Below are 23,937 nucleotides of genomic sequence, written 5' to 3'. Positions count from 1 at the left end.
TGGTAAGCGCAGTTTCACCCTTTAAATATCATTAAATAAAGGCTAATCTATACCGCTAAAAATTATTGGTAATACTTTTATGGATGTTTCTAAAGCGATTGTATATAAAACCCGCACGGAGCAGGTTACCAGCATTTTACGCGAACAAATTTTGTCAGGTGAGATTGCAGCTGGCACGCCTTTACGACAATCAGCATTAGCTGAAGCATTAAATGTAAGTCGTATTCCAATCCGTGAGGCATTAGTTCAACTAGAAGCAGAAGGTTTAGTTGATTTCGAAGCTCATAAAGGTGCGACGACATCTCTACTTTCAATCGGTCAAGTTACTGAGCTGTTCAACCTCAGAGCAATGATTGAACCGGATTTACTAGAAAAGGCCATACCTTATTTTAGTGAAGAACATATCGCGGATGCTGAACTTAGTTTAGAGAGATTAGAAAAATCCTTTAAAGAAGGTGAAGACATCGCAACTTGGAGTGAACTTAATACTCAATTTCACACCTGTTTGTATAGACCAGCAAAACAGCCTTATACTTTAGAGGTGGTTCAAGGCTTAAATACCAGTTGTGATCGTTACATACGACTGCAACTTGGGTTAGCCGGTGGCGTGCCCCAAGCAGAGTTAGAGCACAGAGAATTATTCAAGCTTTGTAAGGATAAAAATATCCCCGAAGCAAAACAATTTTTAAAGAATCATATTTTACATGCTGCAGATTCCATCATTAAATTGATGCGAGATCAGCAAAATTAACAATGAGAAGTAATATGCCAAATGCAATGATCACTGGTTGGGGTAAATGCCTACCGCCTGCCGCATTAACCAACCATGACCTCGCCACATTCATGGATACTAATGACGAGTGGATATACTCTCGTACTGGTATTAAACAACGTTATATTTCCCATGTTGATACATCTGCGTTAGCTACCCTAGCAGCCAAACGTGCCCTAGCCTGTGCTGGCTTAAAAGGTTCTGATATCGACATGATTATTTTAGGCACCGCCACTCCAGACACTTTAGTGCCTAACATTGCCGCAACAGTTCAAGCTGAAATTGGTGCAGAATGTGCCGCTTTAGACATTAATGCCGCCTGCTCTGGCTTTTTGTACGGTCTGGGTTTAGCCACCGCGCAAATTCGCTCAGGCCAGTATAAACGTATTCTGGTAATTGGTGCAGAACGCCTTGCGTTCTACCTAGATTGGTCACGACGCGATACTGCAGTTTTATTCGGTGATGGTGCTGGTGCGGTTGTGGTTGAAGCAACTGAACAAGACGTAGGGGTAAAAGCTTATGAGCTTAATAATGATCCAGAAGGTCGTGAAATCCTGAAAACCACTTTCGGTACTCAAATGGATCGCTTAGATGCAGAGTCTCTTGATTTCTTCTTACAGTTTGATGGCCGAGAGATCTTCAAAAGAGCGATTGCTGGTATGGGTGGCCTTTCACAAAAGGTGCTTACTAAACTGGATATGACCAGTGATGACATTGACATTGTTATTCCACACCAAGCCAATGTGCGTATTATTGATACCCTAATCAGTAAGATGAAGATCCCAGCTGAAAAAGCATTCAAAAATATTGAAAACTACGGCAATACCTCAGCAGCCACCGTGCCGATTGCATTATGTGATGCCCTTGAGCAAGGTCGTATCAAGCCTGGCCAGAACATTCTTACTTGTGCCTTTGGTGCTGGATTAACTTCTGCTGCAATGATGATTAAATGGGGCGAGCGTGTGACGCCAATTAATGAGTGTGATGAAGAGTTACCAGCTTGTGATAAGACCGCTCTGGAAATCATTGAAAAATCAGTTAAGTACTTTTTAAGTAAGGCTGAAAAAGAGCAAGCTTAAGCTGACATTAATGATTATAAGGCCAAGTATCACTTGGCCTTTTTTTTGGGGAAATGCAAATGCCTAAAATAATCTGTATTGGCCGTAACTACCTTGAGCACATTAAAGAACTGAACAATTTAGTGCCCGAACAAACGGTGATATTTTGTAAACCCATGAGTTCGGCTGCTGACACTTTAATCAGTCAATTTAATGGAGAAGCATGCCATTATGAAACAGAACTTTGTTTTAAAATATCAGACGGTGAAATTACCCAAGCTGGCTTAGGATTAGATCTGACCTTAAGACAGACACAAGCGAGTTTAAAATCGAAAGGACTTCCTTGGGAGCGTGCTAAAGCTTTCAATGGCAGTGCTCTTTTTACTGACTTTGTGGAAATTTCAAGCCTTAGTGATTTTAGTTTTACCCTTACTGTCGATAATGTTGTAAAACAGCAGGGTCACAGCCATATGATGATGCTAACTCCGTCACAAATAGTTTCTGAAATCAAAACTTTTATGACCCTAGAAGATGGCGACATTATTATGACTGGCACTCCTGCAGGAGTTGGTGAAGTTGAGATTGGTAAACAATACACGGTTGAACTTAAGCAACATGACAAGCCATTGCTTCGTCATAGCTGGATATCACAATAACAAATGGAGGACATAGTCCTCCATGGTTAGCGCTTTAAAAAACGATAATGGTCGATGCTGAAGTAACGCCCACCACCTGTAAAAAACAAGCTCAGCAGCATGACAAAATAAGTAATGGCAAACTCTATACCATTATTTAACACCACAAAGTTACCTGAGCTTGTGAGCCATGAATAATTACCATGTTCTTGTAAAAGATATTTTGCTTTATCGAGTTTTTCCGCGGCTTGCAGAACCTGTTCATTAGCCAACCAAGAACTGGCATCAGCAATGGCTAACCATCCATTTTGCCAATGAACCGTAACCGCTGCGACTAACATTGTTATCATTAGAGGTGGAGTGATCAGTCTGATTGCTAGCCCCAAAAGGAGCAAAATGCCACCTAGAAACTCTGTTGCCATTGCTATTGGTCCTAAAACTTCTGCAAATGGGATTTCTAAGCCCTCGGCAAACCAAGCGATTGTTGAATCATAGTTACTGATCTTATTCCATCCTGCTTGGATCATAATCGGCGCAAGATAAAGGCGCATTAACAGTGGGCCTAATCCACTGAGCGACCGTGTTGACCTTTCAATTTGTTGTTCAATTGGGATCATTTTAATAACCGTTATTCCATTACATCCTTAATATTCTACATTTTAATTCTAACTTTGTTTAATTTTTTCACTGGTCTACATTTATAAATATCATTAAATAAATGCTTAGAGGACAAAATGGCTAAGATCAATGTGGCTTTTTTAAATGCATCGATGACTGGGAATAGTGCTGCTTTTGCCGAAGTACTCATTGAAAAACTCGTCAATGATAAAGAAAGTCAAGGACACAGTGTAGAGCAGATCATCGAAATTGATCTGAACGACGAATTAGAAGGTGAAATTCTTAATAGTAATAACATGGGGGATTTTTGGAGTGATGCTCAAGATTATATCGATGTGCTCAAAGATTCAGATATCATCATCTGTGCCACATCCCTAATCAATTATCATGCCTCCCCGGTTATGGTGGCTTTTTTAAATAAGATTATTGTTAACGGCATCACCTTTTCTTACAACGAGCAAGGCCCCAACGCACTGCTAAGAGAAGAATTTAAAAACAAAAAAGTCTATATTGTAGCCACCAGTGGTTCTCCCAAAGCAATGTTACCCAGTGGTCCCGCTACCGCTTTCGAAGCCGTTTCCCAAAGCTTTGAGTTTATTGGACTCAATACTGAAATTATTTTATTTGATGGTATTAACGCTCCAGAAAACTTCGGTAAAGATGAGCAGCAGTTAATCGCCACTTATCAAAGCACTATCGATGCCGTCAAATTTTGACCAGCTAAAACAAAAATATTGATTTGGGCTGTCAGAAACGCTCTAGTTCAGGCAAAATAGCGCAAAATCAGAACTAGGATAACAATAATGACCGAAATCACCATTACCGCACCTGATGACTGGCACTTACACTTACGTGACTCTGATATGCTTGGAGAAACGGTACCTGCCACAGCTCGAATTTTTAAGCGTGGTATTATTATGCCAAATTTGGTGCCACCGGTAACCAATGCTGAGCTTGCCAGTCAGTATCGTCAACGTATTTTAGCAGCGCGTCCCCAAGGTAATGATTTTGAACCATTAATGACCATTTACCTTACCAATGACACCACTAAGCAAGATATTATTGATGCTAAAGCTGCCGGTGTTGTTGCTGCTAAGCTGTACCCTGCTGGCGCCACAACTAACTCAGATGCCGCCGTTAAAGCGCTTGAGGCACTCTATCCTATTTTTGCAACCATGGCAGACGTTGGTCTGTTATTACTGGTCCATGGTGAAGTCACTGAGTCACATATCGATATTTTCGACCGCGAAAAAGTCTTTATTGATCGTTATATGTCAAAAGTAGTAAAAGATTTTCCTACTTTAAAAATTGTGTTTGAACATATCACTACTAAAGACGCGGCTGAATTTGTCATGGCTGCACCAGCCAATATTGCGGCGACTATCACCCCCCAGCATTTGTTATTAAACAGAAATGATTTGTTAGTCGGCGGCGTTCGCCCCCATAACTTCTGTCTGCCCGTTTTAAAAAGAAATATCCATCAACAGGCACTACAACAAGCGGTAAAAACCGGCTCTAGTAAATTTTTCTTAGGTACAGATTCTGCACCCCATGAGAAATCGGCTAAAGAGTCAGCCTGTGGTTGTGCGGGTTGTTATTCTGCTTGGGGGGCCATTGAGCTGTATGCGCAAATATTCGATGAAATTGGTGCTCTTGATAAATTAGAAGGTTTTGCTTCCCACTATGGTGCTGATTTTTATGGTCTAGAGCGTAATAGCCAAAAGATCACTTTAGTTAAAGAAAGCTGGCAATTACCAGAACAAATAATTTTACCCAATGGTCGTCCTATTGTACCTTTCCATGCTGGTCAGACCGTTAGCTGGAAAGTGAAATAACTTTCATTACCTTGAAAACTTAGGCATATTAAGAAACTGTTTACGATAAAATTCGTTCCTAATAATAAATATGCCTAAGTTTATAATGAAAAAATCCCTACTGTATTTTGCTTTATTGGCACCTTTTGCTTCTGCCCAAACAACCCTAATAAAAACGGGTAAAATTCTTGATGTTACCTCTGGCCACTACTTACATGATCACAGTATTGTGATTAAAGATAATATCATCGAAGCCGTCACCACAACCCCCTCTATTACGGCTACACAAGCAGATCAATACATTGATTTATCGACTAAGACTATTTTGCCAGGATTGATGGATATGCATGTGCATCTATCAAGCAACGCTGAGGATAACTTTTTTGCTTCTAAGGCTTATTCCATTCCTAGGCAAACGGTCATTGCGCTAGCCAACGCCCAAAAAACCCTAGCCGCAGGCTTTACCACGGTACGTGATCTTGGCGCCAGCGGTTACAGTGTAATTGGTTTGAGAGATGCTATTTATGCCGGCACTATTGTAGGCCCAAGGATCTGGGCTTCTGGTTATGCCCTAGGGATCACCGGAGGCCATTGCGATGATAATTTTAATGCGCCTGAACTTGATATAGAAGCCGCTGGTGTAGGCAATGGCCCTTGGGAATTAAGGGCCAAAGCTCGTGAAAATATTAAATACGGTGCTAATTCTTTGAAGATGTGTGCTACCGGTGGCGTATTTTCTAAGGGCACCAAAGTCGGTGCACAACAATTAGCCTTCGAAGAAATGCAAGCCATCGTCGCAGAGGGAAAACTCCGTGGCCTCCCCGTTGCTGCCCACGCCCATGGAGCTGCTGGGATGAAAGCTGCGATAAAAGCTGGGGTTGACTCAATTGAACATTGTTCGTTTGTTGATGACGAAATTTTGCAGCTGGCTGTCGCCAACGGAACATTTTTCTCCTGTGATATTTATAATACCGAATATACCCTTGCATTTGGTATTGCCAATGGCGTCCCCAAAGAAAATATCGATAAAGAAAAACAAGTGTCTGAAGCACAACGTCTAAGTTTCAATCGTGCCGTAAATGCCGGAGTTAAAATGGTGTTTGGTTCAGATGCCGCCATCTATCCCCACGGCGATAACCCTAAACAATTTAGTCGAATGGTTAAATTTGGCATGACGCCATTGCAAGCGATTCAAGCAGCAACCATTAATTCAGCCCAATTGTTGAAACAGGATAATTTAGGTCAAGTTAAATCTGGTTTTTTAGCTGACATTATTGCCCTAGAGGGTGATCCTCTACAAGACATTAGCCGCATAGAAAAAGTTAACTTTGTTATGGTCGATGGCAAAGTTTACAAGCAAGAGTCTCGATAGCGTTCTCAAGCTCAGGCCAACCCTGAGCTTTTGATATTTAGATATTGATGTCACTTTTACTCTATTTAAATCGTCATGGTTATGCCAAAATAAAGTTTTCTATTATTAACGGATTGTTTTAATGGCATTAATTGCAAATATTATCTGGTTGATATTCGGTGGTTTAGTCATGGCGTTTACATGGGCGATTATCGGCTTATTATGCTTTATTAGTATTATTTTCATTCCATGGGGCCGAGCATGTTTTACTATTGCACATCAGGCTTTACTGCCTTTTGGCCATACCAGTGAATCCAGGGAATTATTATATGGCCGCGGGGATATCGGTACCGGTCCCTTAGGCTTCTTAGGTAATGTACTTTGGTTTATCTTCGCTGGGTTTTGGTTATTCATCGCACATATATTTCATGCTTTTTGCTATGCCATTACTGTCATCGGTCTTCCTTTTGCCCTGGCCCATATTCGGTTAGCGAAACTAGCGATTGCCCCCATTGGCAAAGACATTAAGACCTTAGGTTAATTTACTGTTCAAATTATTAAGCCAGTTTCTTAACTGGCTTTTTTATTTGTTATAAGTTTTTGAACTAACACTTATAACAAAAAGCATAGAAAATAAGGTTAAAAGTAACTTTATGGAATAACTAAGTGGTAAAACTATTTTTCATTATTTTGCTGGCAAAGCTGGTGGGACTCAGCTTCTACCTAGAGGGCTTAGCAGAATCTGTGGTGCATTTATTGGCGTTTGCAGTGGTGTTATTACTGGGTCACCAAATTAGAAATACAACAACCAAAGTAAAGAAGTCACAGAGATCAGCAACCACAAAGTAGTGCCAAACAATAATGGTCTAGGGCCGGCCTGTTTGAGTTTGCCCCAACTAAGGCTGGTACCAATTAGCAGTAAACACACCACTAAGGTTTGTTTGGCCACTAAGAATACCCCATCAAAAACTGGCTTTAACGCCGTTAAATACTCAGCTGCAATAATGGCTAGGATAAACAGCAGAATAAAGCTAGGAATGCTGACTTTATTGTTGCCATGGCGATTGAAAATCAATGCGCTAACCAGCACCAAAGGCACAATCCACAATGCTCGGGTGAGTTTTAATGTGGTTGCCGTTAATAGCGCTTGCTCACCATAGCTGGCACCTGCGGCCACCACAGAAGAAGTATCATGGATTGCTATTGCTGCCCATTTGCCAAAGGTGACCTGGTCTAATTCTAATAAGTGGCCGATAAACGGGAAGATAAACAAAGCCACCGAATTAAGGGCAAACACTACCCCAAGGGCAATGGCAATATTATCTTCTTTAGCCCGCATCGCTGGCGCAACCGCGGCAATGGCGCTACCACCACATATGGCATTACCCACGCTTATTAAATAGCCCTGCTCGGTATTAATGGCAAATAACCGTGCTAGAGCAACCCCTAACACCAGCGAGATCACAATAAAGCCCGCGATCAACATAAAATTATCGCTGGTGGCTGTAATAGCTTGCTCTACAGAAATACCAAAGCCTAAGCCAACAATAGAGTAGCTCAGTAATGTCTTAGTATATTTGCCAATATTAATGTCAGTAGGGATCTGATTAAAACTCGCCAGAGCAATACCTAACACCAGTGCCATTGGGGCTGTAATCAAAGGGGTTAAACACAATACAATAGCGATAAAAAATATGGGATAAGTCTTAATATAGTGCACAAGATTGCCAGTCGGGAAACATGACGCTATTTTAATATGTTTGTCGCAACTTTAACAGTAACCCCAAAAGTACTTAAGCTTTGAGGTTCAGATAAATATGACGCTTTAGCAGGTTAACGTTCATTCCATTGGATATATTTACCACAAACTTATTCCAAATCAATAAAGCACTTATCACAGCCAGCTTTCACTAGCAGCTCCTAGTTACAATACTTATACTTAAGTTAGCCAAGCATTAAGGAGGGAGTCATGTTAGAACGTTTACATCTAGACCACCGTAATATGCGTACATTGTTGGACTTAATTGCAACCAAGTTGGATAAGATAGCCGCAGAAGAACCTGTAAAACTATGGGTTATTCTTGATGCGATTGAATATTTGCATACATATAGTGACCACTGCCACCACCCCATGGAAGACATACTTTATCAACTATATTTAGATAAAAATCCTTTTCCTGAAATCAATATTTTGGCTGAACAACATAAAAAACTTGCAACTCAAACCCAACAACTATTGGTGACATTAAAGCAAATCATGGCTGATATAATCGTTGAGAGAAAAGTGCTCGTTCAACAATTAGAAGCATTTATTACTTCACAATTACAACATCTTAAAAATGAAGAAGAACATATTTTTCCTTTACTCAAAAAGCACTTTAGCGATAACGATTGGCAACGAGCGAAACAGCAAAGCTTAACACTAATGAAAACAGATCCGCTTTTTACTGTTAATCAAGATAATGAATTTAATGACTTAAGAAAACATTTGGCGCAAGTAGCTTAATTCAACCAAATATTGTGCCCTATTATCAGGGCACACTAGCACCTTAATAACCCGCTGCTTGGCCGTCCTTACGGCTTTCTGATGCACCTAAGTAAACCTTATTTTTACTGTCATACATGATGGCTTGATAACCGCCGTAGGGTCCTGATGCCTGTTGCAACTTATGGCCCATTTGTACCAGATCACGTCTAGTTTTAGCGGAGAAACCATTTTCTAGGCTGACAACACCACCTGTCGTCATCTTTTCGCCGGTCGGCTGCGATGAGCCGGTGTGTAAAATACGAGGCGCATCGCCGGCTTCTTGCAGATTCATATTAAAATCAATCAGGTTCATAACGATTTGGGCATGCATTTGCGGCTGTGTTGCGCCGCCCATTACCCCAAAGCTCAGCCATGGTTTACCGTCTTTAGTCACAAACGCTGGAATAATGGTATGGAATGGGCGCTTATTGGGCTGGTAACTATTAAAGTGATTATCTTCAAGGGTAAACAGTTCACCACGATTTTGCAGAACAAAGCCCAAGCCGGTAGGTGTCATGCCTGAACCCATGCCGCGGTAATTACTTTGGATCAATGACACCATATTACCGTCTTTATCGGCCGTGGTTAGGTAGATGGTGTCCCCTTCGTTTAATGCAGGGTTGCCCGCTTCATAGCTTTTGGCGGCCTTTCGAAAATCAATTAATTTAGTACGCTGTTTTGCATACTCCTTAGAAATTAGTCCGGCGACAGGGATATTATTAAAGTCCATATCGGCGTAAAACTTAGCCCTGTCTTCGAATGCCAGCTTTTTCGCCTCAACAAATAAATGAATGTACTCGCTGCTGTCGCGGTCCATGTCTGCAACATCAAATTGTTCCATCACATTCAGAATTTGCAGTGCGGCAATACCTTGGCCATTCGGTGGCAGTTCCCATACATCATAACCACGGTAATTGCTTGAAACAGGTTCGACCCAATCCGAGCTATGATTAGCTAAGTCCTCTACCGTTAAAAAGCCGCCGTTGTCTTGCATATACTTGGCCATGGTTTGTGCCATCTCGCCTTTATAAAACGCATCCCGGCCACCTTGGGCAATTTTTCGGTAAGTATTGGCTAAATCAGGGTTTTTAAATATTTCACCTTTTTGTGGCATTTGTCCATTTGGCATAAAAGTATCGATAAAGTTAGGATACTGGCCACGGACATTAACGCTTTTATTCATGTAATAGCTAATAAGCTCAGTCACCCCAAAGCCATTCTCGGCATATTCAATGGCAGGGTTTAACAGCTTTTCCATTGGCAACTTGCCAAATTTATTATGCAGCTCAAACCAACCATCTACCGCGCCGGGAACCGATACAGGTAATGGCCCATAGGCAGGGATCTTATCCATTCCCTGTTTGGTAAAATATTCTTTAGTTAACGATGCCGGCGAGCGCCCTGAGGCATTTAATCCATGCAGCTGTTGCGTTTTGGCATCCCACACAATGGCGTATAAGTCGCCACCAATGCCACAACCGGTAGGCTCCACCAGCCCTAACATGGCATTGGCGGCAATGGCCGCATCTACTGCGCTGCCACCCTGCTTTAAAATATCCAGCGCTACTTGTGTGGCCAAAGGCTGCGAGGTGGCCGCCATGCCATGTTGAGCAATCACCTCAGAACGGGTCGCAAAGTGATGGCCGGTAATTCGGTCAGCCGCATAGGTAGGTAGCATTGAGGTAAGTAGACTGGCACCAATGACAGCGGCGGTCATTGTTTTGGATAACGATTTTGTAATGTGGGTATTAGGTGACTTCATGAGCACGTCCGTGTAATTATTGTAATAGTGGGTTACGTCTATATATCGCTATTGGATGTTAGCTATTCTGTGGCTATTGAAAAAGTTGCAAGGGCTTAAGGGAAACTGCAGCCCTTAAAAATGCGCCTAAAGAGCTAATGCGATTAATTAGAAGAGCTTGTTTCGGATTTGGGAATATATATAGGTGCAACAAACATATACAGTACCCAAGCAAACCAAGAAACAAACACCATTGCAAGCATCCAACCTACTTTCTCAACCCCTTGCGTTTTTTTTGATCGCCCGATAAGCACTAATGGCATTAACCACAAGAGTAAAAACACCATAAGTTCAATAACACCCATGAATTCTCCTTATTCAACTAAAATTAAACAACCCATAAATAATATAAATACCCTACCAATATCGCTCAAGTTTCAACCAGTTGCAATTCTTGTAAGCATCAATTCTTACGAACAAATATTAACCTGCAATGGGTTTATGATTTTTCATAAAGCAAAATAAAGCAGGATTTCCTGCTTTATTAGGATCTAAGCTAAATATCCGCCGGACAATGCACCCGCCCTTCCATAAGCACCCTAGCGGAGCGGCCCATGGTGACCCGTTGCACCTGCCAAGTACCCTCAATGCATTGAGATGCTGCATCCAGCACCATGGTGCCTGAGGGGTGACCAAAGGTGAACTCGGTTTGGTTGGCAGCACAGGCCTGTTCAACTAAAGTCCCTTTAATGGACGCGGCAGAGGCAATGGCTACCGCACAGGTGCCCATCATGGCGTGGTGCAGTTTACCCATAGACATTGCACGCACATTTAAATTAATGCTGTTGCCTTTAATGGTTTCACCACTAGATGCGGTGTAATCACACGGTGATGACACCCATGCCACCTTAGGGGTGTGTGCGCGGGTTGCCGCCTCACTTACATCATTAATCAAGCCCATTTTAACCGCCCCAGCAGCGCGAATGGCTTCCAGTTTGGTTAATAGCTGAGGATTATTATTCACCGCATCTTGCAGTTCGGTCGCCGTTAAGCCAAGGCATTGGGCATTAAAGAATACGGTAGCAATACCAGCGTTAATTAAGCTGACTTCAAGGCTGCCTACACCTTCAACCTCAATGGTGTCAGTTAGGTTAGCCGTCGGTAGCACTGCACCTTCAGCAGGATCGATAAAATCGACATTAATGCGGGCGTAGCAATGATCCACCCCCGCAATGGTGTAATCCCCCTGCTCGAGCACCTCGCCGTTTTGCATAGGCACATGCACCACCAAGGTTTTATCAATATTACGCTGCCAAATACGCACGGTAGCGATGCCATTTTCAGGCACATCTGCCACTAAGCCCTCATGAATTGCAAACGCGCCGACTGCAGCGGTTAAGTTGCCGCAGTTACCAGTCCAATCGACAAAGGCTTTATCAATAGCAACTTGGCCAAAGTAGTAATCAACATCGTGCTCGGGCGATGCCGACTTGGCTACCAATACCGCTTTGGATGTGCTTGATGTGGCGCCGCCCATGCCATCGGTATGTTTACCATAGCTGTCTGGACTGCCTACTACACGTAATAAAAAGTTATCACGGTACGCCCCTGCTACCGCGGCTTGATGGGGTAAATCATCAATATTGAAAAATACCCCTTTGCTGGTGCCGCCGCGCATATAGGTGGCCTTTACCTTTAATGTGCTGACAATATTAGCCATCAGTAACCTCCAAATTGTCAGTATTATTAGCCAAAAACTCCTTGGCAAAACGTTGCAGTACACCGCCTGCACAGTAGGTATCAGCTTCTTCAAAGGTATCAACACGACACTTGGCATCAATGGTTACTGTGGTGCCGTCAGCTCTAGTAATGTTTACCTGTAAAATAGCACCAGGGGAGACTTCACCTTCAACGCTGTAGGTCTCGGTGCCGTTTAACCCTAGAGATAATCGGTCATCATTAATAAACTCTAGCGGCAATACCCCCATACCAATAAGGTTGGTACGGTGAATGCGCTCAAAGCCTTCGGCCAACACCACTTCGACACCCGCAAGGCGCACACCTTTGGCGGCCCAGTCGCGGCTCGAGCCCTGGCCATAGTCTTTACCGGCCACCACAATTAACGGTTGTTTGCGCTGCATGTAGGTTTCAATGGCTTCCCACATCCGTGCTTTTATTGCCTCAGGCTGAATCATGGTAAGCGAACCTTGCACCATATCACCGAACTCATCCCTAACCATTTCATTGATTAATTTAGGGTTGGCAAAAGTGGCACGTTGGGCCGTTAAGTGATCGCCCCTGTGGGTGGCATAACTGTTAAAGTCTTCTTCTGGTAAGCCCATTTTGGCCAGGTATTCACCTGCAGCAGAGTGAGCTTGAATGGCGTTCGATGGCGATAAGTGATCCGTAGTAATGTTGTCACCCAATATTGCCAATGGGCGCATACCTTTTAGTGCAGGTCTATTGGCAAGCGCACCTTGCCAATATGGCGGGCGCCGAATATAAGTACTCATCTCGCGCCAGTTGTAGAGGTTAGAATCGCTATTGCCGTAATCTACCTTGATATCAAACATGGGTTGGTACACCTTGTTAAAGTGTTCCGGCAGCACACTGGATTTAATAATGGCATCAATCTCGGCATCCGCTGGCCATAACTCTTTTAGGTATACAGGTTTACCGTCTTTATCAAGCCCCAATGGCTGCGACTCAATATCAATACGAATCGAGCCGGCTAAGGCATAGGCGATCACCAGTGGCGGCGAGGCTAAAAACGCTTGGGAAGCATGGGGGTGAATGCGGCCATCAAAGTTACGGTTACCCGATAATACTGCAGTGGTGTACAGATCTTTGGCTTCGATCTCTTGTTTGATCTCTGGCTTAATGGCGCCGCTCATACCGTTACAGGATGTACAAGCAAAGGCAACAATACCAAAGCCGAGTTTTTCAAGCGGCTCTAGTAAGTTAGCCTGTTTCAGATAATGTTCTACCGCCTTAGAACCTGGCGCTAAAGAGGTTTTCACCCAATCTTTTTTGATTAAACCTTTGGCCACCGCATGCCGTGCGAATAAACCCGCCGCGATCATATTGCGAGGGTTTGAAGTATTGGTACAGCTGGTAATAGCCGCAATGATCACCGCCCCATCTGGCATGCCATCACCTATTTCAGCTTGCTCCTTAGCGATACCTCGTTTTACTAAGTCCTTGACAGGTAAACGGTTATGCGGTGTTGAAGGGCCAGCAAGATTGCGCTCAACTATCGATAAATCAAACTTTAATGTACGTTGGTAGTTCACTTGCGTTAAGGTATCAGACCATAAACCATTGGCTTTGGCGTATTCTTCCACCAGTTTAATTTGCTCAGGCGCGCGACCGGTCAATGCAAGGTAATCCAAAGTATTGCTATCAATAGAGAACATGGCAGCAGTCGCGCCGTATTCTGGTGTCATGTTAGAAATAGTGGCACGGTCGCCCAGTGTTAGGTTGGCTACCCCTTCACCAAAGAACTCTATATAACTGCCGACTACTTTTTGATTACGCAGGTATTCGGTTAACTGCAGCACAATGTCAGTCGCAGTAATACCCGGCTTGGCTTTACCTACTACTTCAACACCAATAATTTCTGGTACGCGCATATAACTGGCACGCCCCAGCATCACGCTTTCTGCTTCTAGGCCACCAACACCAATGGAGATCACCCCCAGGGCATCCACCATTGGTGTATGGGAATCCGTACCTACTAAGGTATCAGCAAAGGCAATATCATTTTGCAGCTGTACTACCGGCGACATTTTCTCAAGGTTAATTTGATGCAAAATACCATTGCCCGGTGGGATCACATCCACGTTATCAAAGGCGGTTTTACACCAGTTAATAAAATCAAATCTGTCTTTATTACGGCGCTCTTCAATGGCACGGTTTTTATCAAAGGCATCGGCTTCATCACCGCCGTGTTCAACCGCTAAAGAATGATCCACAATAAGCTGGGTAGGGACTACTGGGTTTACTTTAGATGGATCGCCTCCTTCGGCAGCAATGGCATCACGTAGGCCGGCAAGATCAACTAACGCGGTCTGCCCAAGGATATCGTGACATACCACGCGGGCTGGAAACCATGGAAAATCGCGCTCGGTTTTTTGACCAATAAGCTGTTGCAGGCAAACCTGTAATTCATCTTTTGGTGCTTTACGGACTAGGTTCTCGGCAAATACACGCAGGCTATAGGGCATTTTGGCAAAGGCGCCCGCTTCAATAGAATCCACTGCCGCAGCAACATCAAAGTATTGCTTACCCGAGTTTGGCAGTGTTTTTAAAAATTGTTGATTATCCATAACTTTCACAACCTTTTGATACTTCCTTAAAACGATTATAGGCAGCCTATGCTGCCCCTATATCAAAGCTGATGTTTAACGATTCTCGATTGGCTGAACCTTACGGGGCTCACTGCCAATGTAATCGGCACTTGGACGGATAATACGGTTGTTGCTGCGTTGCTCCATCACATGTGCAGACCAGCCCGTTAAGCGTGAACACACGAAAATTGGCGTGAACAACTTAGTTGGAATGCCCATAAAGTGATAAGCCGATGCATGGAAGAAGTCAGCATTACAGAACAGCTTTTTGGTGTCCCACATGTATTGCTCACAAGCCACTGAAATGTCGTACAGTGATGAATCGCCAAACTCTTCAGACAATAATTTCGACCACTTTTTAATGATCACATTGCGCGGATCCGACTCACGGTAAATGGCATGGCCAAAGCCCATGATCTTCTCTTTACGCTCTAACATGCCTGCCATTTGGGTTTTGGCATCTTCTGGCGAGGTAAACTTTTGGATCATATCCATGGCGGCTTCGTTGGCACCACCGTGCAGCGGCCCACGTAACGAACCAATAGCACCGGTAATACAAGAGAACATGTCAGATAGGGTTGAGGCACACACACGCGCGGTAAAGGTAGAGGCATTAAACTCGTGCTCGGCGTACAGAATTAACGATACGTCCATTACCTTACGGTGCAGCTCTGAAGGCACGTTACCCGTTAGCATAAATAGGAAATGACCGGCGATGGAATCCTCATCGCTAATGCAGTCAATCTCTAGCCCTTCATGGCTGTAACGGTACCAGTAACACATGATCGCAGGAAACGCTGCCAGTAAACGGTTAGCAGCCAGTTGTTGGTCATCAAAATGATTCTCTGGCTCAAGGTTCCCTAGGAATGAACAACCGGTGCGCATCACATCCATCGGGTGGGCATCTTTAGGAATAAGCTTAAGTACTTCTTTTAGTGGTTGTGGTAAATCACGCAGACTATTTAGTGTTTGCTTATACTCGCTCAGTTGCTGTGCGTTTGGCAGTTCACCATTAAACAGTAAGTAGGCCACTTCTTCAAATGTTGCGTTGTCAGCAAGATCTGACACATCATAGCCACAGTAAGTCAGGCCAGAGCCTGATTTTCCTACGGTACATAGTTTGGTTTCACCTGCGCTTTGGCCACGTAAGCCTGCGCCACCGAGTTTTTTATCAACCATTGTTAATCCCTTTGTTTTTATTTGTTTTTGCCAGCAGCAAACAGTGCATCTAGCTTTTGTTCGTATTCGTGGTAGCCCAGGTAATCGTATAGCTCCATACGGGTTTGCATGGTGTCAATGACGGCCTTTTGATCGCCATTTTCTAAAATCGAGCGATACACCAGCTCCGCCGCTTTATTCATGGCACGGAACGCACTGAGTGGGTACAGCACCATAGCTACTCCCCACTGGGCTAAATCTTTACAGTTATGCAGTTCGGTCTTACCAAACTCGGTGATGTTTGCTAAAACAGGCACATCTAGCGCGCTGCAAAACTCTTGGTAATCTTGTTTGGTTTGAATGGCTTCGGCAAAAATACCATCGGCACCGGCCGCCACATAAGCTTGAGCACGGCTGATCGCCGCCGCTAAACCCTCGTTAGAAAAAGCATCGGTACGGGCCATAATGAAAAAATCACTGTCCGTTCTGGCATCCACTGCCGCAGTAATGCGGTCAACCATTTCCGCCGTTGAAACAATTTCTTTATTGGGGCGATGGCCACAACGCTTTTGCGCAACCTGATCTTCAATGTGTACTGCTGCAGCACCGGCTTTTTCCATATCTTTAATGGTTTTAGCAATGTTAAACGCGCCACCCCAACCAGTATCAATGTCCACCATTAATGGTAAGTCACAGGCACTGGTAATACGCTGCACATCCGCAATAACGTCATTCAAGCTAGTCATACCCAAATCAGGTAAACCGTAAGAGGCATTGGCAACCCCACCACCTGACAAATATATGGCTTGGTGACCAATCTTTTTCGCCATAATGGCGCTGTAGGCATTAATGGTACCCACCACTTTTAATGGGCTATTGGCCTTTAATGCTTCACGAAACTTCTTACCTGGAGTCATCATTTTTCCTTAAATTTTGGATACTTGTATTAGCGCTAAAGCTGAAGTTGGCTAATAGAATTAGCAGCAAACTTATCTATGATGGTTTGCATCGAATATTGAATGTGTCTACGCATCAGCATTTCTGCCAGTTCGCCATCTTGACGCTCAATGGCCATGGCAATTTGCTGGTGTTCAAAATAGGCATTGGAAACCCTTGGTCCTGTCATGCCCAATTGCACTCGATACATACGAACTAAGTAATAAATACTGCCTAATAACAGGTCGACCAGTGATTGGTTATTACTACCAGTGATAATATGATAATGAAAGTCCACATCACCCGCTTCTTGGTAATAATTATTAGAACGAACAACCGACTTCTGTGAATCAAGTAATGAGATTAATTGCTGGCGCTGCTGCTTGGTCATATTATTTGCCGCTAATCGAGCCGCTAAAGCTTCTAAGGCACTGCGTACTTGATAAAGCTCGTTCAAAGAAGCCTCATTTAAACTGATCACTTTTGCGCCAATGTTAGGTTTACGTTCGACCAAACGGCACACTTCCAATTTAGCAATGGCATCGCGCACTACCGCTCTCGAGACTTGATACTGCTCAGCAATTTTAGTCTCACTGAGCTTACTGCCCTGCTTTACTTTGCCCTCTACGATGGCGTCTCGCAAAGAAACAAAGCAGAGTTCAGCCATGGAAGACGTGTCACCTTTAATCATAATTATCGATAACAAAAATTAAACATTGTCGACAATTTATCAACTTTTGAGCAAATAACAACCTTAAAATGAATTCATTGTCGACAATCATCAATCAAGTAGCTGAACAATCATCTTTCAAAGACTTTAAATCGATTAACTAATTTAATTTCTAAATCCCTGTCAACCAAAGCATGTGTCTTGCGTTTCAATAGGTATTAAGGCGTATGTATTTCAAAAGGTATTTCAATGAAGGGACGCAGCAAACAACAATGCTTTGCATCATTAACCATAACTTTCTTATTAGCGGCTTGTGGAAATAACACCCCCTCAGCGCCCACCAGTAACACTGTCGCACCAGTCATCTCTTTCACAGCTTCAACATCTGTGAGCACAGCTAATTCAGAATTTACTCTTAGCTGGTCCGCAAGTGATGCAGATTCATGTACCGCTTCGGGAGATTGGAATGGCAGTAAAAGCTCATCAGGTAATGAGCAAATTGCTGCAGCAGAGTCTGGTTCTAAAATCTATAGCCTTTCTTGTTCAGGTACGGGCGGCGAAACTTCAGCAAGTGTAGAAGTCGTTATTACTTCCCCTGCAACCGAACTTAACGAGCAGTGGGATTACACTGGCATCGTCTATGGCGCAGATGACCCTAATAGACAGTGGCTTAACATTCATATGCCCTATGATCAAAGTAAGCCTGCCCCTATCTATTTATTTGCTCACAGTAATGGCTCTACTGCTAATGATATGTCTGAAAAGCAGCTAGATACTATTGCTCAATCCGGTTATGCAGCTGTGAGTTGGGAATCGTTTGAAAACATTGGTACTCCTGAACAGGTAACTATTGGGGCTGCCGACGCTCAACTTGCTTTTGATTGGATCAGAGCCAATGCGGCTGCCTATAACTTAGATCCCAATCATATTGTGATTGGTGGACGTTCCCGAGGTTCGATTGTTAGCTGGCGACTTGCCCACAGTAATCACCCTTCCATTCAAGGGATTTATATGTACAACGCTTTGCCTGAGCCTGCATGGGAAAACATAGACACTTGGGATCCTGTCAATGACGTTACCGTTAATAGCCCTATGACCTATTTGGTCTATGGGCCAGATTTTGACGATGATGATAACCACAACCCTGTCTATGTTGATCCTGTGATTGTTAAGTACCAAGAATTAGGAATCGATGACAATATTGTCCGTTATGTGGATATGTGGGGCGATTTCAAAGATGAAAAACATAATTGGACGAATGACGGTGAAATTATGCATTACTTTGCCGAGTTCGTTGCATCTTTAGACCCATCTGAACCCCAAGATTTAGTTGTTGATCGAACTACAGAACAAATTGCACTTGTTGAGTCTAGAGTACTAAATTTCAATAACGACTCTTTTGAACTTAATTTTTACAGAAACCAGGCTTATAGTTGCGGTCTATCAGGTAACTATACCTTTATGGTCATGGAACCCGCCAACAATCCTGGAGCACAAGCGCCGTTATGGATCTATTTACATGGCGGCGGTTATGGTTGGTTTGAAGAGGATGGTTATTACCAAGCAGTCAAAAACCTAACCAAGCATACCTGGAATCATGAAGAAACCTTCGACGATTTTATTGATCTGCATTTAGTTGCTAATACCCACTCGGTTGATGGCACGATTGTGCGCTCCACCCTAACCAGACGAATTCAGGAGGGCTACCGAATCGTATTTGGCTCTCTATGTGACCATGATTTGTATTCCGGTAGGGGCGCGCCTTACTTGAATAACCCTAATGGAGGCCAAGTTAATGGTTTACAAGCAAACATGGCAGCTGTGGATTATACAGTTAACCACTTCCCTACTAGCCATGTATTTGCCCACGGAACCAGTGCCGGCTCAATTGGTGTTTTTAATATGGCTCAGGCCTATTTAGAAGAAGGTGTAGCATTAACTGGTATCATTGCTGACTCTTGGACTTTTGTTCCACCTCGAGTATTTGACATGTTCGATGCACTAGTCGGTCAAGAGCCCTATGTATTTAATGGCGGTGATCTTCGTAATGATGGCATGGCAAAAATAGGTTTTGACTATGAAGGTCTCGGTATTTACCCAGAAGCAAAAATCAACAATGGTTTAACCGAAGTGCCAAGCATGTTCATTATCGGCGAGCTTGATCCTGCCTGTGGCGGCGGTAATTCCACAATAGCTCAAGCCCAAGCCGCTGGTTTAAGTAATTGTGCGTGGATGTATGATGATCTTCGTAAAGCAATTGATAACCAAATCAATAGTCCCCACCTGTTCGACCTATCACCAACTGGGGACCATGTTGAAACCAATAGAAATAACCCTGTTAATGACAGAGTAGATAATTTCTTAAACACTGTTTTAGCCACAACTCCTCCCCATCCTTTTGTACCAGAAACTGCTCAAGGCTTTAACACTATGCTAATGGGGCACAGTTTCTTTCGCCCTATTGCTGAGCAACTGCCCTTCCACGCCAGTAACGCGGGTATTCTGGGGCATACTCAAGTCGTTGAGTTTTCAGGAGGAGAGACTGGAGCGCCAATGGCATTGTGGCAAGATGAAGAACATCGCAGCAATATTCAAGCAGTGCTCGACACTGGTAATATTGAGCTGTTCGGCATGACGTACGAAGGCAGCTACCCAACAACTGAAGGCTACCAACTATGGTTTGATTATGCATTATCGAAAAACCCCAATACCAAGTTCTTTATCGGTCTACCCTGGCCTGACTTTCCAGCAGACTATGCCGATGCAGATAGTTATGCCAACGTTTGGGACTATGAGGGTGAATGGCTTCCTTTTATTGATTCATTGCGCGCGCTTTATCCTGATGTCGATATTTTTTCTATACCATACGGTCAGGCGGCCTTCGAGCTACGAACCTTGTTTGAAACAGGTGACTTACCGGATATAACTGCGTTAACAGGCCCAGAAGAAACCTCATTGTTTGTAGATAGCAAAGGCCATGCAGGTAATATGATTAAAGATTTATCAGAATTAATATGGTTAAACGCTATATATGGGGTTGATCTTGAAAGTTATCCTTATGACAGCGGCTATCAAACAAACCTTAAGGCCATTGCAAGCTCAATAATGGAAGAACACGACCCTGCATACAACATACAGCAATAGTCAGTGTTAGTTATAGAAAATAACATCACCTAAGGTAATAAAAATAATGCCAGTTTTTGTAACTAATGGCATTAATTTTAACGGAGCAGATATCACCACAAGGTAATACTGCTCCTACCTGACACCTTTACATTGCTAGCAAGCTAGCCTCTGCTATGTTTGAAATAGAGGGTATATTTTCTAATCTTGGAGAGGCTAAGATGCTTTTGACTAAAGATATTCTTGCATTAGCCAATACCATGTCTGAAATTAATGGCCATAGCTGCTTGTGTATTGAATCAGTAAATGCCGTCATCTTCCTTGCAGAAGATGATGAATTAGTGATCCCTATTGATAGTTTCAACAAAGAGATATCTTTATCAAGCCAAAAGCTAAAGCATTCCTTAGAAAGCTACATTCAAAGACATTGTAGGTGATCCTGTCCCTTAACTGGGTAATCAATCGCGTAATTTATTATGATATAAACCAAGATAGCGCAATTATTTTTAGATAAAAATTACATTGTCCCTAAAAAGACTATTTTCTATAAAGCGTATCTGGTAATCATTAGCGTCTAACATGTAAATAAAATTGGTCTCCTTAGTCAACCAATTCAAAAGTAAGTCGTTTTATTTGTTACGACCTTGCAGTAAAATAAGAAGAACATCCTCCATGAAAAACAATACTTTAACGGCAGCCCTCATTCTTGGGTTTTCATTATTCACCCTTGGCTGCGGTGAACAAGAACAGCAAACCGATACAACACCCACTCCAGTTCCACCAGTGACAGACAACGGCATTCCTGTCATTAAGGCCGACTCGACTTACTCAGTACTAACCCAATATGACATTACCTATGCCGAAGGCTTAACCCATAACACCAGCAGCACCAGCCCTGTTGCGATGCCGCAGTTGCTTGATGTGTATTACCCTAACAATGACAGTACTAATCGGCCACTCTTTATGTTTATCCATGGTGGTGGCTTTAAAGGTGGCACTAAAACCAAGCCTGAAATTGTTGAAATGGGCAATTATTTTGCTGCAAGAGGCTGGGTGTTTGCCTCCATTGATTACCGAACGGCAGAAGATTTAGGTGTGATTCAAGGCATGAGCCCAGAGCAATTACTCAACTACTATCAAGGTATTGCGCCTACCGAGTGGATTGAACATGCTTTACAGGCTGCCCAAAGTGCAGATGAAGTGATGCAAGCCACGGCCATGTACACCGCCCAACGAGATGCCAAAGCCGCCCTGCGTTGGCTAGTGGCCAATAGCACTGATTACAATATCAATACCGATTACATCACCGTAGGTGGTGCCTCAGCAGGCTCGATTACTACCATCGCCTTAGGTATTTCTGAACTTGAAGATTTTAGAGATGAAATATCGATTAATGACGACCCTACCCTAGCAACAGCCAATACAGATCAAAGCTACAAAGTGAACTCTATGGTGTATTTTTGGGGTTCAAACATCAAATTGGATGTCTTTGAAGGGGTTTATGGCATCAACCGTTATGACAGTAACGATCCTGAACTGTTTATGGCCCACGGTACTGCCGAGGACCCTGTCACTCCTTATGCAGAGGCCCTTGAACTGCAAGACATCTATAACGACTTAGGGGTGCATAGTACACTGGCAACTCTAGAAGGTTACGGCCATGGTGCCTGGCACGCTCAAGTCGATGGCAAAGGGTTATTCGAATTAACCTTTGATTTTCTCGTGGAAAGACAACAGCTGGTGGTTGAGTAATAATCACTGATAAATTGTTATTCGCCGTGTTCTTCCTCAAAGCAGCACGGCCTTTGATTCTTTGAACAAAGTGACCAGCTAATTTATGAGCAAAAGTAATTTACGGTTTGAAAGGTAAGGCCTTGCACTGTGGCAAATTTTGAGCGCAGCGGAAAATTTGTCCTACAGCAGTGAACTCGTCAGCGATGGGCTGCAATAACTGCTTCCAATTTACGTACCCTGCAGGTATAGACAATCCTGCCCCAGCAAATACAGCTAAATTTCTATTCTCAATAGCATCTAGTAGCTTTTTTACTAATCATGCTTTTTCTCTTTCTTTTTTAGTCAAGCGTGTATTCCTTACGACTAGGGGTTAGCAACAATGCTGGTGCGTATAACGCCTCAAAAATACCTTCCAGCAGCAACCGCTGCCAGTAGCGCTAACCCGAACATAGTAAATAAACAGGCTACGCCGGAGGAATGCGCTAAATTTAATGTCCACCCAGTGTATGCAACTGGCTTGGGCACCCAGATACGGGAATCTTTCTTACTAAAATAAACACCCAACCATTTTGGGCCACTCCAGTTTTCAGGATTCCCCCATTCGCATTGATTTATTTCTGCTTGCTCCACTCTATTTCCTCCTTGTCACACGGAAACTTAACAGCTTATTAAGCGGAAGCTCGATAAACTTCCGCACAAAATTTAACTTACAAATAATATGTCATTTTAAACTGTTGAAATAAAGTATAAATTTATTTCAGAGAAAGGTTTAAATTTTTCTCTATAAAACTAGTTAAATTTCCGTAAAGAGGTACGCTGCTTTTTAGGCTCAACAGACCTATCTCATTCGAAGGGAAAATAAACTGGAGGGGGGTGACCTTTAGCTGCAGAAAGCTTCTGCCAAAGCTGCAAGGGCTTTAGATTTAATATAATAATGTGCTGAACTCTGGTAATTATTATCATGTTGATACACCCAGAATAGTTCAGTTTTGCGTGAATCTTGATGTAAATAGAATATAAACTCTTCTGAATTAGTTTCTAACCTTGCCTGATAAGCGCTAGTTGGATGACTACCTGAAGTCTTAAACTTTGTCCTTTGTTCAAAAGCCACAAAGAACGTGTCTTTGTCAATTTTCCTATCACAGATGAATACTTCAGAAGACTTTTGCTGCAGTAACGATTCAGTTACTTCCTCAAATTCATATTTAAAGAATCCAAAAAAATAAACCAAACCAGACATAATGAATAGAAATAGCACATAGAAAGCTTTTAAGATTGAGCCCTCAAAAGCGCTTTCTTTCAATAAATGACTATGCTGTTGGTTCTTAAGCTCCATTAAGATTCCCTACCCTTATAAATAATAAGACTTTCCTTACGCTCGCAGCACAGGAAAAATTGGAGCGCAGCGGAAATTTTGTCCATGTGCCTGCGCTTGTTAGAGCGTTTACTTG

Annotated in this window: 22 protein-coding genes; 11 read left to right on the top strand and 11 right to left on the bottom strand. The window is 43.0% G+C overall.

Going from position 1 to position 23,937, the window contains the following annotated elements:
* The first annotated feature begins 79 nt into the window (after positions 1 to 79).
* The 3 genes from GFB48_RS04125 to GFB48_RS04115 are packed head-to-tail and all read left to right on the top strand — an operon-like array spanning position 80 to position 2,486.
* Positions 80 to 751 carry a GntR family transcriptional regulator gene (locus GFB48_RS04125; protein ID WP_163931531.1) on the top strand — a complete coding sequence of 224 codons (672 nt, stop codon included), beginning with the start codon at positions 80 to 82 and terminating at the stop codon, positions 749 to 751.
* A 14-nt stretch (positions 752 to 765) separates the two neighbouring features.
* The gene (locus tag GFB48_RS04120) at positions 766 to 1,851 is read left to right on the top strand and encodes a ketoacyl-ACP synthase III (RefSeq protein ID WP_163931528.1); all 1,086 of its coding nucleotides are present in this window, start codon (positions 766 to 768) and stop codon (positions 1,849 to 1,851) included.
* 59 nt (positions 1,852 to 1,910) lie between these two features.
* A complete protein-coding gene (locus tag GFB48_RS04115) occupies positions 1,911 to 2,486 on the top strand; it encodes a fumarylacetoacetate hydrolase family protein (RefSeq protein ID WP_240464824.1) in 576 nt (191 codons plus the stop codon).
* A gap of 26 nt (positions 2,487 to 2,512) precedes the next feature.
* Here the strand turns inward: GFB48_RS04115 and GFB48_RS04110 are convergent, their stop codons facing one another.
* Positions 2,513 to 3,082: a DoxX family protein gene (locus GFB48_RS04110; protein ID WP_163931523.1), complete on the bottom strand. Its 570-nt coding sequence runs from the start codon at positions 3,080 to 3,082 to the stop codon at positions 2,513 to 2,515.
* Positions 3,083 to 3,199: 117 nt separating this feature from the next.
* On the opposite strand from GFB48_RS04110, the gene GFB48_RS04105 reads away from it, so the two are divergent.
* The 4 genes from GFB48_RS04105 to GFB48_RS04090 all read left to right on the top strand — a co-directional run bounded on the left by GFB48_RS04105 (position 3,200) and on the right by GFB48_RS04090 (position 6,789).
* On the top strand, positions 3,200 to 3,799 hold the full coding sequence (locus GFB48_RS04105; RefSeq protein WP_163931520.1) for an NAD(P)H-dependent oxidoreductase: 600 nt from the start codon (positions 3,200 to 3,202) through the stop codon (positions 3,797 to 3,799).
* Between the two features lie 87 nt (positions 3,800 to 3,886).
* Positions 3,887 to 4,918: a dihydroorotase gene (gene pyrC, locus GFB48_RS04100; RefSeq protein ID WP_163931517.1), complete on the top strand. Its 1,032-nt coding sequence runs from the start codon at positions 3,887 to 3,889 to the stop codon at positions 4,916 to 4,918.
* An 85-nt stretch (positions 4,919 to 5,003) separates the two neighbouring features.
* The gene (locus GFB48_RS04095; RefSeq protein WP_205597678.1) at positions 5,004 to 6,269 is read left to right on the top strand and encodes an amidohydrolase family protein; all 1,266 of its coding nucleotides are present in this window, start codon (positions 5,004 to 5,006) and stop codon (positions 6,267 to 6,269) included.
* Between the two features lie 121 nt (positions 6,270 to 6,390).
* On the top strand, positions 6,391 to 6,789 hold the full coding sequence (locus GFB48_RS04090; protein WP_368669040.1) for a YccF domain-containing protein: 399 nt from the start codon (positions 6,391 to 6,393) through the stop codon (positions 6,787 to 6,789).
* Between the two features lie 252 nt (positions 6,790 to 7,041).
* Here the strand turns inward: GFB48_RS04090 and GFB48_RS04085 are convergent, their stop codons facing one another.
* Positions 7,042 to 7,893 (bottom strand): YeiH family protein, encoded by an 852-nt coding sequence (locus tag GFB48_RS04085; RefSeq protein ID WP_163931511.1) that lies wholly within the window; start codon positions 7,891 to 7,893, stop codon positions 7,042 to 7,044.
* Between the two features lie 324 nt (positions 7,894 to 8,217).
* On the opposite strand from GFB48_RS04085, the gene GFB48_RS04080 reads away from it, so the two are divergent.
* Positions 8,218 to 8,754 carry a hemerythrin domain-containing protein gene (locus GFB48_RS04080; RefSeq protein ID WP_163931508.1) on the top strand — a complete coding sequence of 179 codons (537 nt, stop codon included), beginning with the start codon at positions 8,218 to 8,220 and terminating at the stop codon, positions 8,752 to 8,754.
* Between the two features lie 43 nt (positions 8,755 to 8,797).
* Here the strand turns inward: GFB48_RS04080 and ggt are convergent, their stop codons facing one another.
* From ggt to GFB48_RS04045, 7 genes are all read right to left on the bottom strand, one after another.
* Positions 8,798 to 10,492 (bottom strand): gamma-glutamyltransferase, encoded by a 1,695-nt coding sequence (gene ggt, locus GFB48_RS04075; protein ID WP_163931951.1) that lies wholly within the window; start codon positions 10,490 to 10,492, stop codon positions 8,798 to 8,800.
* A gap of 188 nt (positions 10,493 to 10,680) precedes the next feature.
* Positions 10,681 to 10,881 (bottom strand): hypothetical protein, encoded by a 201-nt coding sequence (locus GFB48_RS04070; protein ID WP_163931484.1) that lies wholly within the window; start codon positions 10,879 to 10,881, stop codon positions 10,681 to 10,683.
* 191 nt (positions 10,882 to 11,072) lie between these two features.
* On the bottom strand, positions 11,073 to 12,236 hold the full coding sequence (gene prpF / locus GFB48_RS04065; protein WP_163931505.1) for a 2-methylaconitate cis-trans isomerase PrpF: 1,164 nt from the start codon (positions 12,234 to 12,236) through the stop codon (positions 11,073 to 11,075).
* A complete protein-coding gene (acnD, locus tag GFB48_RS04060; RefSeq protein ID WP_163931502.1) occupies positions 12,229 to 14,844 on the bottom strand; it encodes a Fe/S-dependent 2-methylisocitrate dehydratase AcnD in 2,616 nt (871 codons plus the stop codon). Before acnD ends, prpF begins: the two co-directional genes overlap by 8 nt.
* 75 nt (positions 14,845 to 14,919) lie before the next feature.
* On the bottom strand, positions 14,920 to 16,044 hold the full coding sequence (prpC, locus tag GFB48_RS04055) for a 2-methylcitrate synthase (RefSeq protein ID WP_163931499.1): 1,125 nt from the start codon (positions 16,042 to 16,044) through the stop codon (positions 14,920 to 14,922).
* A gap of 17 nt (positions 16,045 to 16,061) precedes the next feature.
* Positions 16,062 to 16,940, bottom strand: a complete 879-nt coding sequence (gene prpB / locus GFB48_RS04050; RefSeq protein WP_163931948.1) for a methylisocitrate lyase — start codon at positions 16,938 to 16,940, stop codon at positions 16,062 to 16,064.
* A gap of 35 nt (positions 16,941 to 16,975) precedes the next feature.
* On the bottom strand, positions 16,976 to 17,626 hold the full coding sequence (locus GFB48_RS04045) for a GntR family transcriptional regulator (RefSeq protein ID WP_240464823.1): 651 nt from the start codon (positions 17,624 to 17,626) through the stop codon (positions 16,976 to 16,978).
* 252 nt (positions 17,627 to 17,878) lie between these two features.
* Here GFB48_RS04045 and GFB48_RS04040 point away from each other — a divergent pair, with 252 nt between their 5' ends.
* The 3 genes from GFB48_RS04040 (at position 17,879) to GFB48_RS04030 (ending at position 22,504) form a co-directional block, all read left to right on the top strand.
* Positions 17,879 to 20,773 (top strand): alpha/beta hydrolase, encoded by a 2,895-nt coding sequence (locus GFB48_RS04040; RefSeq protein WP_163931493.1) that lies wholly within the window; start codon positions 17,879 to 17,881, stop codon positions 20,771 to 20,773.
* 200 nt (positions 20,774 to 20,973) lie between these two features.
* Positions 20,974 to 21,189: a hypothetical protein gene (locus tag GFB48_RS04035; RefSeq protein WP_205597677.1), complete on the top strand. Its 216-nt coding sequence runs from the start codon at positions 20,974 to 20,976 to the stop codon at positions 21,187 to 21,189.
* Between the two features lie 235 nt (positions 21,190 to 21,424).
* Positions 21,425 to 22,504, top strand: coding sequence for a prolyl oligopeptidase family serine peptidase (locus GFB48_RS04030; RefSeq protein WP_205597676.1), 1,080 nt, complete (start codon positions 21,425 to 21,427; stop codon positions 22,502 to 22,504).
* A gap of 381 nt (positions 22,505 to 22,885) precedes the next feature.
* Here GFB48_RS04030 and GFB48_RS17745 read toward each other — a convergent pair whose 3' ends face one another.
* Together GFB48_RS17745 and GFB48_RS04025 are read right to left on the bottom strand one after the other, a co-directional pair.
* Positions 22,886 to 23,116 (bottom strand): DUF5808 domain-containing protein, encoded by a 231-nt coding sequence (locus GFB48_RS17745; RefSeq protein WP_256377982.1) that lies wholly within the window; start codon positions 23,114 to 23,116, stop codon positions 22,886 to 22,888.
* A gap of 250 nt (positions 23,117 to 23,366) precedes the next feature.
* Positions 23,367 to 23,822, bottom strand: a complete 456-nt coding sequence (locus GFB48_RS04025; RefSeq protein WP_163931487.1) for a hypothetical protein — start codon at positions 23,820 to 23,822, stop codon at positions 23,367 to 23,369.
* Positions 23,823 to 23,937 lie beyond the last annotated feature (115 nt).

Origin of the sequence: Paraferrimonas sp. SM1919 (assembly GCF_010993985.1) — a bacterium.
Classification (GTDB): Bacteria; Pseudomonadota; Gammaproteobacteria; order Enterobacterales; family Shewanellaceae; genus SM1919.
The sequence above is the reverse complement of the archived record's forward strand: the minus strand, read 5'-3'. Positions and strand labels throughout refer to the sequence as shown.